Source organism: Anaerotignum lactatifermentans DSM 14214, from assembly GCF_900142265.1.
GTDB classification, from domain to species: Bacteria; Bacillota; Clostridia; order Lachnospirales; family Anaerotignaceae; genus Anaerotignum; species Anaerotignum lactatifermentans.
Genome location: NZ_FRAH01000014.1, coordinates 41615 through 53770 on the forward strand (window position 1 = coordinate 41615; position 12156 = coordinate 53770).

14 protein-coding genes are annotated in these 12156 nt (G+C 44.9%); 7 read left to right on the forward strand and 7 right to left on the reverse strand.

What is annotated here, in order from left to right; genetic code table 11:
- Nucleotides 1-60: 60 nt before the first annotated feature.
- The 5 genes from BUB35_RS05575 to BUB35_RS05595 all read left to right on the forward strand — a co-directional run bounded on the left by BUB35_RS05575 (nucleotide 61) and on the right by BUB35_RS05595 (nucleotide 3518).
- A complete protein-coding gene (locus tag BUB35_RS05575) occupies nucleotides 61-486 on the forward strand; it encodes a hypothetical protein (RefSeq protein ID WP_072849923.1) in 426 nt (141 codons plus the stop codon).
- On the forward strand, nucleotides 464-1384 hold the full coding sequence (gene mnmL, locus BUB35_RS05580) for a tRNA modification radical SAM protein MnmL/YtqA (protein WP_072849924.1): 921 nt from the start codon (nucleotides 464-466) through the stop codon (nucleotides 1382-1384). Before BUB35_RS05575 ends, mnmL begins: the two co-directional genes overlap by 23 nt.
- A gap of 100 nt (nucleotides 1385-1484) precedes the next feature.
- Nucleotides 1485-2096, forward strand: coding sequence for a DUF4364 family protein (locus BUB35_RS05585; protein WP_072849925.1), 612 nt, complete (start codon nucleotides 1485-1487; stop codon nucleotides 2094-2096).
- A 185-nt stretch (nucleotides 2097-2281) separates the two neighbouring features.
- Nucleotides 2282-2776, forward strand: coding sequence for an ECF transporter S component (locus tag BUB35_RS05590; RefSeq protein ID WP_242949211.1), 495 nt, complete (start codon nucleotides 2282-2284; stop codon nucleotides 2774-2776).
- 4 nt (nucleotides 2777-2780) lie between these two features.
- Nucleotides 2781-3518: an amidohydrolase family protein gene (locus BUB35_RS05595; protein WP_072849927.1), complete on the forward strand. Its 738-nt coding sequence runs from the start codon at nucleotides 2781-2783 to the stop codon at nucleotides 3516-3518.
- A 482-nt stretch (nucleotides 3519-4000) separates the two neighbouring features.
- Here BUB35_RS05595 and BUB35_RS05600 read toward each other — a convergent pair whose 3' ends face one another.
- The 7 genes from BUB35_RS05600 to BUB35_RS05630 form a co-directional block, all read right to left on the reverse strand.
- Nucleotides 4001-4231 carry a DUF1653 domain-containing protein gene (locus BUB35_RS05600; protein ID WP_072849928.1) on the reverse strand — a complete coding sequence of 77 codons (231 nt, stop codon included), beginning with the start codon at nucleotides 4229-4231 and terminating at the stop codon, nucleotides 4001-4003.
- Nucleotides 4228-5160 (reverse strand): diacylglycerol/lipid kinase family protein, encoded by a 933-nt coding sequence (locus BUB35_RS05605; RefSeq protein WP_072849929.1) that lies wholly within the window; start codon nucleotides 5158-5160, stop codon nucleotides 4228-4230. The genes BUB35_RS05600 and BUB35_RS05605 overlap by 4 nt, the downstream gene beginning before the upstream one ends.
- A gap of 167 nt (nucleotides 5161-5327) precedes the next feature.
- The gene (locus BUB35_RS19915; protein WP_330391106.1) at nucleotides 5328-7523 is read right to left on the reverse strand and encodes a stage V sporulation T C-terminal domain-containing protein; all 2196 of its coding nucleotides are present in this window, start codon (nucleotides 7521-7523) and stop codon (nucleotides 5328-5330) included.
- 112 nt (nucleotides 7524-7635) lie between these two features.
- Complete coding sequence (locus BUB35_RS05615; protein ID WP_072849931.1) at nucleotides 7636-7863, reverse strand: hypothetical protein; 228 nt, start codon at nucleotides 7861-7863, stop codon at nucleotides 7636-7638.
- Between the two features lie 62 nt (nucleotides 7864-7925).
- Nucleotides 7926-8939 carry a relaxase/mobilization nuclease domain-containing protein gene (locus tag BUB35_RS05620; protein ID WP_072849933.1) on the reverse strand — a complete coding sequence of 338 codons (1014 nt, stop codon included), beginning with the start codon at nucleotides 8937-8939 and terminating at the stop codon, nucleotides 7926-7928.
- Nucleotides 8936-9241 carry a plasmid mobilization protein gene (locus tag BUB35_RS05625; RefSeq protein WP_072849934.1) on the reverse strand — a complete coding sequence of 102 codons (306 nt, stop codon included), beginning with the start codon at nucleotides 9239-9241 and terminating at the stop codon, nucleotides 8936-8938. Before BUB35_RS05625 ends, BUB35_RS05620 begins: the two co-directional genes overlap by 4 nt.
- 249 nt (nucleotides 9242-9490) lie before the next feature.
- The gene (locus tag BUB35_RS05630; protein WP_072849936.1) at nucleotides 9491-10504 is read right to left on the reverse strand and encodes an AAA family ATPase; all 1014 of its coding nucleotides are present in this window, start codon (nucleotides 10502-10504) and stop codon (nucleotides 9491-9493) included.
- A gap of 141 nt (nucleotides 10505-10645) precedes the next feature.
- Here BUB35_RS05630 and BUB35_RS05635 point away from each other — a divergent pair, with 141 nt between their 5' ends.
- Together BUB35_RS05635 and BUB35_RS05640 are read left to right on the forward strand one after the other, a co-directional pair.
- Nucleotides 10646-11740, forward strand: a complete 1095-nt coding sequence (locus BUB35_RS05635) for a DUF6076 domain-containing protein (RefSeq protein ID WP_072849938.1) — start codon at nucleotides 10646-10648, stop codon at nucleotides 11738-11740.
- Nucleotides 11741-11927: 187 nt separating this feature from the next.
- Nucleotides 11928-12156 (forward strand): transposase (locus BUB35_RS05640; RefSeq protein ID WP_084730586.1); only part of this gene is annotated, 229 nt, incomplete at its 3' end.

Sequence of the window (12156 nt, forward strand, 5' to 3'; positions counted from 1 at the left end):
TCTTTCAAAACCACATATCCTAGGGAAGAAATACAACATTTTTTTCGGAGGATATTGGCAATGGAAACCCATGAAATCATAAGCCGCAAAACTCTTTGCGGCTGTTTCTCTCTGCTGCGGCAAAGTCTGAATAACTGGCAGGCAGGCAATCTTTATTTTCTCAACAGCCACGCTTTGTATCAACACCTTTCCGCCCTGCCCTGCGGCAAGGATACCGTCGGCGGCATACTGACCCAAATGGAAAGCTGCATCCCCATGGCACTGACCACAGACAGTCTGGAAAAATTCCTGCTGGCAAAAAGCCCAGCAGAAGCAGAAGATTTTCTGGAGAGCACCAAAACGGATTTTCTTTTTCTGCTGCTGGCGGCAGGGAAAGACGATGTGCTGTGGCAGCATGTGATGGATGTCTGCGAAAACCTGCGGCAGAAACAAATGGACAAACCAAAAGAAAGGCGGTTTTGTTATGGACGAAAAACCCTATCGTGACCTGAATACCTATTACCGAAACATATTCGGCGGCAAAACTGCCAAAATCTCATTGGACGGCGGTTTCACCTGCCCCAACCGTGACGGCACCATCGGCACCGGCGGCTGTCTGTTCTGTTCCGCAGGCGGCTCCGGTGATTTTGCAGAAAGCGCTGCCCTTTCCATCAGGGAGCAAATCGCAAAGGGGAAAGCCCAGACTTCCGCCAAGTGGGACCATCCCCGGTACATCGCCTATTTTCAGGCATTCACCAATACATACGCCCCTGTGGATACCCTGCGGCAGAAATACGAAGAAGCCCTGTCCCAGCCGGACATTGTGGGGCTTTCCATTGCCACACGTCCTGACTGTCTGGGAGATGATGTAATCCAATTGCTGGCGGAGCTGAACGGCAAAACAAAACTTTGGGTGGAATTGGGGCTGCAAACGGCAAAGGAAACCTCTGCCCATTTCATCCGCCGTGGATATGACAACGACGTTTTCACCGACGCTGTAAAACGCCTTGCCGCCCATGATATTTCCGTGGTGGCTCATGTCATTGTGGGACTTCCGGGAGAAACAAAAGAAGATTTGCTAAAAACCATGGACTACATCAACAGCCTGCCCATTGAAGGGGTGAAGCTGCAATTGCTTCATGTTTTAGAACATACAGACTTGGCGGAACTGTACCGCAGCGGACAGTATACGCCGTTGACACTGGAGAAATATATTGACCTGCTCTGCGCCTGCATCGCTCGTCTGCGCCCGGATATTGTTCTGCACCGGCTGACAGGCGACGGAGATAAAAACATCCTGCTGGCGCCTTTGTGGAGCCTGAATAAGCGTCATGTCCTCAACACCATCCATAAGACCCTGCGGCAGCGGAATATCCGTCAGGGCATGGACTTTGGGGAAAAATAGGCAAAAACCGCTATTTTTCGATTTTTTTCGTATTTTATGTTTTTCTTTTCACAAAAATATGTTATGATTAGGGTTAGCAGTACAGAAAGGAGGGGGTTCCATGTCCGAAGAATCCATTCGGCAGTTAGCGGAGCATAAGCTGATCATCCTGCATCTTTTGCAGAAAATGGGCATTGCTTTGTCAAACAGTGAGATTTGCCAGTTTTTGCTGGAAAAAAATTATATGGACTATTTTTCCATCCAGCAGTATCTGACAGAACTGGTGGACGCCGGCTGGCTGGAAAAATCATGGGAGCAGAACAACACACGCTATACCCTCACTGACGAAGGCGACGAAATCGTCAATTACTTTCTGAACCACATTTCCGAACACGCCAAAAACGAAATCAATACTTACGTGCAGGAAAACAGCAAACGCATCCGCGCGGAATACGCCGTTACCGCCAATTATTTCCCGGAAATCAACGATGATTTTCTGGTAAAATGCGGGCTGAATGACGACGACGGCAACGTCCTCATGGAAATCAGCGTTTCCGTTGTTTCCAAACAACAGGCACTGGCTATCTGCCGGAACTGGCGGAAAAACGTGAGCCATCTTTATGGCACCATCCTCACTTCTCTGGTAAAAAACACCGAAGCAGAAGGCGGCGGCTTCAAAGCCAAGGAACAGAATTTCCCCGCTCCCGTGGAAGAAGAAACAGAGGAAGCCTGATAAAAAATACAAAGCCGAGAATCTGAAAAAGATTTTCGGCTTTTTTTATTGTCTTTGATTGTACCCATACATTTATACTATATTGTATCCATACATTTTCCATTGTGGTCTGACATTCTCTGGTTTCTCCTTCCAGTTTCTGGTATCCTCTTGTACAGAAACACATACAAGAAAGGACGGATATCTTGCGAACGAAAGAACTGACAAAAACCGCCGTTATGGCGGCATTGGTATTTGTAGCCATTTATGTGCTGAAAATACCGGGACCAAACGGTTACAGCCATCTAGGGGACTGTATGATTCTCATCAGTGTATTGCTTTTGGGAGGCAGAAAAGGCGCATGGGCTGGGGGCATCGGCGCCGCACTGGCTGACCTGCTGGGAGGATATATGCAGTGGGTACTGCCAACGTTTCTCATCAAAGCATTCATGGCACTCATCATGGGTTATGTCATCAACAAATGGCATCATAAGGGAAATTGGCTGGCTGGAGCAGTGCTGGGGGGTATTTTCCAGATCATTGGCTACACAGCAGTGAAGATTTTCTATTACGGCTTCGCCACCGCCATGGTCATGACACCAGGACTTCTGGTACAGACAGCTTTCGGTCTTGTACTGACTTCTATATTCGTGGGTGTTTTGGGCACCACTGGCATTTTACGAAAAGTAAAGGAGATGTAGATATATGAAAAAATTAGACGCACATGCCCATGTGGGCACTTTCGGCGGCTGGGCAAATGTTGCCATCACCGCAGAAGAACTGGTACAGCAGATGGATGCCTGCGAAATCGAAAAAACCGTTCTTTGCAGCACGGGAAGTGACGACAATTTCCGCACAAAAGAAGCTATGGAAGCATATCCAGACCGTTTCTGGGGTCTGGTATACGCCAATCCTTTGGAGGGCGAAAAGTCCGTTCAGGAAATTTATGATTTGGTGCAGAACAAGGGTTTTTCCGGTATTAAGCTGAACCCCCTTCGCCATGCCTACGTGGCAGACGCGGAATGCCTTGACCCCATCATGGAAGCCGCCAGAGAACTGCATATTCCTGTTTTCATCCACAGCGGTCACGCACCTTATGCTCTGCCTTGGAGCATTGCTCTGCTGGCAGAACGGTTCCCTGATGTAAATATCGTTATGATCCACATGGGGCATGGGCACGGTGTTTACATCGACGCCGCTTTGAAAATGGCAAGACGCTATTCCAACCTCTATCTGGAAATGTCCGGCATGCCCATGAATTCCAAAATCAAAGAAGCCTATGAAACTGTAGGCAGTGACCGGATTTTCTTTGGCACCGACGCCCCTTTCCATCATCCCACCATCGAAATGCAGAAAGTAATCACCAGCGGATTGACGGAAAAAGAAATAGAAGATGTGTTTTACAATAACCTGCAAAAATTTATGGCACAGTACGAAAAATGATACTATAAAAAGAGGAAGATTTCAAAAAAGAAATCTTCCTCTTAAACTATTAAAAAATAAATTTTATACCTTTTCAAGAACGTGGAAGGGCTTGGGAAACAAAGAGTCAACACATTTGCTCTGTAAATGTCAGCCATAAATGGTTGCCCGCATCTCTTTGCGGTGTGGGTTTCCCAACTGGAATCCCATGGGAAAAAGCAGGAGTTTCAAAGATTACAATCTGATGGAACTCCTGCTTTATACTTCTGTCTACTCGTCAAAGGCTTGAATGAAATGAGCCTTTGACAAAGCAACTTCCCCTTAAGAAAACATTGATTTTCCTTTTTCTTGATTTCTTAAGGGGAATTGCAACGGCTACCTTCATAAGAAAACATAACAAATACAATCTTAATAAAATAAGAAAGCCAAAATCCTTTGTAATGATAAGGATTTTGGCTTTCTTTGTTTTCTTATGAAGATGCCCCTAACAGGGTATCCGTTTTTTAATACCCTTCGGGCTTTTCCATGCCTACATAACGAAATCTAGGCACTTCTTTCCCTTCTACGATAACATTTTCCAGAAACATGTCCAGTGGGCGCACCCATAAGCCCCCTTCCCCGTACTGGGGTTCATAAACCACCAATTCTTCCAGTGTTTCCGAATGTTTCGCCACGCCAATGGCTCGATAGAGTTTATTTTTATAATGGAGATAATATCCGCCTTGGTGAATCATTCCATCACGTCCCTTTCTTCTAATAATGCACTGCCCTTTGGCACCACAAAGGAAAGTCCGCCTTTTTCCACCACTACTTCCAGATGGGTAAAAGGCACAATCTCCCCGTCCATGCTGAGCTTCTGGGTTTCTTTTGCGTGAATATGTACCCGTGTGCAGCAGTCCTGAAATACAAGCTTTTCCCCCGCTGGCTCCTGCAAATAAGTCCCTTTGCGGAAAGCGCCTACCAAGTGGAGGAACCGCCATCTGGATACTTTCCGCACTGCCACCAGTTCCAGTTTGCCGTCATTGATTTTTGCCATGGGAGCAGGACAGAACCCGCCGCCATAAAACTTACCGTTGGCAAGGGCAGTCAGCAGAAATTTCCCCTTGGCTTCTTTGCCGTTGTCCGTACGGAAGGAAAGGTCTTTGCCCATGGGACGGCAGAACAGCACCGCCACCGCCAGCACATAAGCCAAAGGTCCAGCCACAAAGGGGATTTTCTTCAGCTTTGCCGCCTGTGCCACCACAGCGCTGTCAAAGCCCGTGTTTGTCATGTTTACCACACGTCTGCCGTTAACCTGTAACACGTCTATAGCAACGGCTTCCCCAGCCACCTGTGCGGCAATATCCTGAAAGTTTTCCATATTGGTAAAATTCCGCAAAAAATCGTTGCCTGTTCCCGCAGGAATCAAAGCCACCTGACATTGCGGAAATTTTTTCAACCCATTGACTACCTCATTGAGGGTACCATCTCCGCCGCAGGCATAAAACCGCGCAGGTCCTTTCTTTGCCATATACCGTACATAAGCCATGGCGTCCCCCACACCTTTTGTCTGGTAGATGGTAAAAGGTAGTCCTTCCCCTTCCATGTATTCCCGGATGGCAGGCACCAGCTTTGCCGCTTTCCCCTGACCTGCTGCCGGGTTGATAATAAAGTAATGATGCATGTTGCACCTCCTGTCTTGTCTAACAGGGTACCACATTTCCAAAAGGCTGGCAACGCATAAAACTTTTTTCATCAGGAAAATATCCTCATAAAAACACAATAGCTGAAATCCTTTCTATCTCAAGGATTCCAGCTATTTTCCCCTGCGAAACAAATGAAATCTCTTTCTCAGGATTCCATCTGTTTGCCCAAAAATCCTGCGGCAGTCTGCGCCAGTTTGCCTTCCACTTCGCCCATTTTCTGCTCTTTGGAAAGAAACAGCACTGCACCCAGCGCATCCCCTTCGGCAATAATGGGCACCATCAACTGGTAAGGATATTCGCTGCCGTCGCCATCATGGAGCACCGGTACAAACTGCCCATCCCCGGCTTCTGCCGCAAAGGGGGTGCGCTTGTTGATACATTCTTCCATTTCCGGGCTGATGCGTTTTTCCAGAAATTCTTTTTTCGCGCCGCCGGAAACGGCAATGATCCGGTCTTTATCCACGATACAGGTCACATGTCCCGCGGTCTGGGCAAGGCTTTCGGCGTATTCCTTGGCGAATGCCCCCAATTCCCCAATGGGGGAATATTTCTTCAAAATGATTTCGCCTTCTCTATCTGTGAAAATTTCCAAAGGGTCGCCGTCACTGATAACATTGACATCATAGACCTTGTCTTTCCGGTTGCGCACCTGATGGACAATACGGCTTGCTGCGATATCTATGATGCCGCAGTCAAAATTTGCGGCGGTTTCTCCTTTTTGTTCATGCAGTACAAAGACGCCTTCTGTGTTCAGTATGGCTTCAATATCTGCCTTTAATTTGATTTCGATGCGGTTTTCATATACCGTAATACGGTCTATGAGAAAATCCAGATCGACTTTATCCAGCTTTTCTTTTTGCAGAATCTCATCGAACACATCCAAAGCCGTTTTTGTGATACGGTTAATGCGGATCATATTGTTTTTCTGATTCTCATTTAATTCCGCCTGCGCTTTTAGCGCGCTGATTTTTTCCTCCAGTTCCGCTTCCATTTCGTCATAGGTTTCTTCCAGAATGGCTTCTTTTTCTGGATGCTTCATAATATCTCGTATGCGCTGACGCTTGGTTGCTTTTAATTCCGCAAGAGCATCGTCAATCTGTTTCTGGATATTGGAAGCCGTTTCTGCATTGGTCTGTACCGCCGCTTTTTCCGCCTTCAAAGACGCATTCAGCCGTTCCAGAATTCCTTCTGAATTTTCTTTGATTTTCAGGATATATTCTTTCAAAATACCATCCAAGAGATCCACACGGATATGATGACTGGTGCATCCTTTCCGCCCACGTTTGTGATAGGTGCCGCAGAGATAGGCAGGCTTCAAATCGCTCCTGCTCATGGAAAACATGGGACTGCCGCAGTCACCGCAGTAGAGAAATCCAGAATACACATTGTCATATTTCTTGATTCCTCTGTAATTGGAACGGGTTCTTTTCTTTCGCTGTTCCTGTGCCATGGCGAAGGTCTGCTTGTCTATGATGGCTTCGTGGTGATTTTCAAAGACAATATGATCCAGTTCATCCTTCTTGATTTCTGGACCATTGATGCGTTTTCTGGTATATTTCCCCTGCCGTAATGTACCAATATAGAAGTCATTTTCCAGAATCCCCTGTATGGTAACGATGCTCCATTCCTGTCTAGCTTGGATTTTTGTTTCTTCCCCATTGGCTTCCCGTCGCATTTTCTCGTGCATACGGGGTGTTGGGATTTTTTGTTCTGTCAGGTAATTAGCGATTTTTTTATATCCCCAACCCTCGTTGTAACGGGTAAATATGGTCTGCACCACCTGTGCCGCTGGCGGATCTATGGCAATGGTCATATTTTTTGTATTGGTTATGATGTAGCCGTATGGTACAGCACAAATCCATTTGCCGTCATTCTGACGTCGGTCAATGACGGATTTTACTTTTTTACTGGTATCAGTAACAGGCATTTCGTTCATCATAAATCGAAACTGTATTACCGTCCAATCATCAAAGGTGGGGAAATCCACATTGTCCCCAATGGAGATAATCCTTACCCCATTGTCCCTTAAGTCCTCCAGTTCTACCAGACCACGGCTGTTTCGTCTGGAAAATCTGGAAAAATCTTTGACTATCAGGATATCATATTTATGTCCCATGAGCAGGGGACGCATTTTTTGATAGCCTTCCCGTTTTTCAAAGGTATAACCGGAGCGGTCTCTATCTTCATAAAATGTCAGGGTACTTCCTGGAAATTTCTGTTTTACATAGTCCTCAATAATAGCTTTTTGGTTTTCTATGGAGGTATTGTCCCTGTCCATCTCCTCGTCTACAGAGATACGGCAATACCCCGCAATATCATAAGTTTCTGTCAATGTTCTCACCTCTTTTTCTCTTTGGCATCAGTATATCATGGCTTTTCATACACTTGTATCAGAAAATACTGGATAAAAAGCCGCCTTTCAGCTGGCGGCTTTTTCTATGATCTATTGCTTATCATTGCACCTTTTCTTTCTGCTCCAGACCATAATTATGGAGAAGCAATCCCTCTGTCATAGAAAAAAAGTCATGGTGCCCTGAAATAAAAATAACATTTTGATACTTTGCACTGTCTTTTTGTGGTTTTGCATCTTGAAAAACCTGCTTCAAACATTCATCCTTCATTTCCTCTTCCGTCATCCAAACGGTTCTTCTTTTTGTTTTTTCATTCAGATTGATTTTCAAATAAGCAAGTCCCCCCTTTGTTTTTTCCTAGTTTTTCCAAGTAAAACGTTCTTTATACACGGTTACCACCTCAAATCTTCTTTTTGATTTTCTTCCTCGCTGGAGAGTTTATGCCCATGTGCCAGTTTTTTCAGCGCTTCTCTTTGCTTCAGCTTTCGGTCATTTCTGGCAATGGTTCTGCCATTTTCCGGCGGCAGAAAGCTCTGTTCCACATGATATCCAAGCCGTACCATCTCCGAAAAAAAGGTTTCCGCCTGCGTAAGCCAACCTTCTTTTGGCTCCGGTGTCAACGGAATAAAACCTGCCGCTTGCCGATAGGCAAATATTTTTTCCATATTTTCTTTCAGATACGTATCATCATGGAGCTTGTTGTCACGGCACTTTCTTCCATTGGGACAGGTATAGGTAATATATTTTCGGCTGTCACTCCATGCCACATCATAGCCTTCATAGTTCATATTCTGTATGAAAGTCTCCTTGCTGGTGCTGTATGCTAAGGCTTCCTCAATAGCTTTTATGAGCTGAAACTTCCAGCTTTGCTGCCGTATTGCCGCCTGATATTCTTTTGGTTTCATTGGCTTTTGCTTTGGGTTACGCCCATAGTGCTCTAAAATTTCCTGCCCATGGGCAGCACAGATTTCATCATTTACCTTTCTGTGCTGCTCCAAATCCCCATGATTTTGGTGCAGCTTTTTTCCTGTCTGGAAACTGACGGCATTCACAATAAAGTGATTATGGAGATGTTCCGTATTACAATGGGTTGCCACCAGTACCTCATATTCTGGGAACTGACGCTTTGCAAATTCCAAACCAATCTCATGGACTTCCGCCGGCGTAATCTTGGCGTCCGCAGGAAAGGACTGCACAAACTGATAAAACTGCCTGCCTTCTGTTTTTTTGAACTGCCGTTTTGTGGTCATCATTTCCACAAATGCAGTATAAGCAGTGCAGTTGATGCCCGTTACCAGATTTCTTTCTCCGTCAACGGTTTTTCTCGGGTCCATGATATATTGCATAGCGCCATGCAAAGCACCTGCCGTCTGCTTTTGATTACGCACCGCTGTAAAAATACTCATGATATCCTCTTTGCCAGATCACAGATCTCCACATAAATATCTGCCACCTGTTCCGTAAAATTTCGAAAATTCATGGTTCTGATTTTTCCTTGATGGGCAAGGATCGTCAGCTGATTTAAGTTATTGCCGATGGCTTTCAGCTCCCTTATGATTTCCGGCAGTCCTTCTATCACAACGATTTCTCTCTCCAAAGCCATATCAATCATAAATTCTGCCATGGGCTTATGAGCTTTCTCCGCTTTTTTTCTGATCTTTTCTTTTTCCTGTTTTGTCATACGCAAATTGAAACGTTCTGTTTTCATGCTCTCACCTTCTTTTTTCACTGCGGGGCATGGGGCAGCGCCCCGAACTTTCGCGCGGCGTACAGCCTGGCGCTATGCTTGCCCCTCCCTTGGGGAGGGATCGTGGTCGGCAAAGGCAAATTTCCGCCCAAAATCCCACTTTTCTTCCCTGCGGCAAAACTACCAGAAGTTTGATACCTCGCCACACAAGGGCAAATACAGCCCCAAACCGCCACCACAGGGTCAGAAGGTTCACCGCTTTTCGAGGGCTTACGCACCTGTTTCTGCTGTCCCTACTGTCCCTATTTCTTCCTCTATGCGAAAAATTTTAATATACCTTGTACCATTACTTTTGCGGCTTTGAAAGGAAAATCCAAGTTTTTTCAATGCATGACGGTTTTGATCCAGACGTTTCAACAGGGTCAGATGCGAAACATCTATGCGGTAACTGTCCCTCAAAAGTTCCGCGAATTCTGTGGGCGGCGCTTCAAAAAAGAATCGACCCTCCATCAGTTCTGCAATCTTTTCCGGCAGCAGATCCTTTTCTTTTTCTTCTATGCTGTCTTCCGTCAATTCCCAGATTTGGTTTTCCGTTCTTCTCAAAGAAATTTCCCGATACGCAATATCTCTGCCGATACAAGAGAGCAGGGCTTTGCCGCTGCCGCGTTTGTCCTCTACCAAAGTGAAACAGGAATCTGCCGCTCCCTGTATGCCAACGGTTCCTGAGATACGTTGGAACACATCTCCCGTTTCATCTTTGCGCAGATGATGCACCAGCAAAATGGCAATCTGATATTTTTTTGTAATCTCTTTCAGACCAGCCATATCCTTATAGTCTGCCGCATAACCATACTCAAAAATGTTGGAACGAATCATCTGCAATGTATCGATGACCACAAGAACGGTTTGCGGATAGGCACGCAGAAATTTTTCTATTTCTTCCTCTAGTCCATTTCCTAAAGTCGGATAGGAAAAAGAAAAATGAAGACTCGCCGGAGCGTCATCCCCCAATAATATAATGCGTTCCTGCAAACGATTTTCATGGTCTTCCAATGCCAAATATAAAACCTCTCCCTGTTTTACTGGCATCCCCCAGATAGGTTCTCCCTTGGCAATCTGAAGACAAAACCAAAGCACCATCCATGACTTTCCTACCTTTGGCGCACCTGCCAGAATATGAAGTCCTTTTCCTAATAAATCCTCAATGATAAATTCCGCAGGCATCACGATTTTTTCCATCAATGTTTTTCCATCTATATACGCTACCCTATGACTACTGTCCATAAGTATCACTCCTTTCCTGATTGAAATTGATATTGCAATCGGGTACACTCAATGTAACAGATATAAAATGACACTACAATGGATTTGCCTTGGAATGGGTAAATCCCAAAAATCAATCGGATACAGAAGGAGGGGAACAAAATGTTTGAGATCAAATCTTTGGCAGAAAAACGTGATTATCCTGATCTGTTTACCGTTCGGTTTGCCAGAGAGAAATTATATATCGGGGATACATCTTATCCCATTGGACAGTTGTCCGTAGATATGCTGAACGTATCCAAAGAATCGATGCTGAAACTGAAAAGCCTTTCTGAATCTTTCGCCAAAACCATAGACCAGAAATTCTTTTCTCCAAAAGAACAGCACTCAAGAGACATGGTTCTGGAAGCACAGGGAGCATGGAATCAATTCATGGCTTTTGCCAAAGAATTTCCTGTCATCAAAGACTTACGTATCCCTATGAAAGAATTTCAGGATATGCTGCCCTCTGCTTATGATGAAATTCACGGAAAGTGTTCTGATGTTACGCAGGAATGTTCCATGTATTACGAAATGTTTGCTGAAATGATTTTCGGCTGGATCAGAATGGTAAACGACATTGCCACCTTCCTTTCCTACGCTTCCGCCTTCGTAAATCTCTTTTTGGAACGTCTGAAATATCATAATCCAGAAGCCTATGCATCGGCTTATTATGATTTTATGACCAACCGACAGGTGCAACTGGAAATAGAAAAAGCAATTCCCCATGGGCTGCCTTTGATTAACCAAACCCATGAAGTAGGTTTGGAATTTGTCACCATGACAGAACAGGACGAATCCCAATCCTTCTGCATTGCGGAACGATTTGTATTTACGAACCTCTTTTCTTTTTTGCAGGTGGATCTATATCGAGGGCTTATGATTGGGCACGCACCAAAGAAATGCCAAAATTGCGGAAAATATTTCCTTTTGGAAAAGGGATACCATGTCAGCTACTGCACAAATATTGCTCCCGGCGAAACCACTCGTACCTGCAGACAGGTCGGCGCACATAAAAAATCCGCCGCACAGACAAAAACACCTGCACAGGCGGAATATCAAAAACTATATAATCGTTTGAAAACAAGAAAAAACAGGAAGAAAATCTCTGTGGAGGAATGGAATCAGGCAGTTGCCTGGGCACAGGAAATGAAAGACAAAGCGGAGCAGGGAGAAATCAGTGAGTGGGAGTTGAAGGAAATGTTTGAGAGGGTTTGATCAAAACTTCTTGGACCTTCTTTAAGATAGATGCATTCCCAGCACTTAATAATATACTTAAGATTAAACTTTCTTCTCTCATTGATTCTACCGACAGATACTCAGGCAGTGTGAAACTTTTTCTGTAAATATGTAATTGAAGAGGTTCTTCTATGGTAAAATTTAAATCATAGGAGGACCTTTTATTATGGCAAAACAGAAGAAACCCATACATCGGGTACAAATGACAGAGGGAAAACGAAACATTATTCATCAGCTCATGGAAGAATACGATATTCAGACAGCTGAGGATATTCAGGAAGCTCTAAAAGACCTTCTGGGCGGAACCATCAAAGAAATGATGGAAGCCGAAATGGAGGATCATCTCGGATATGAAAAATCTGAGCGTTCTGACAACGATGATTACCGAAATGGGT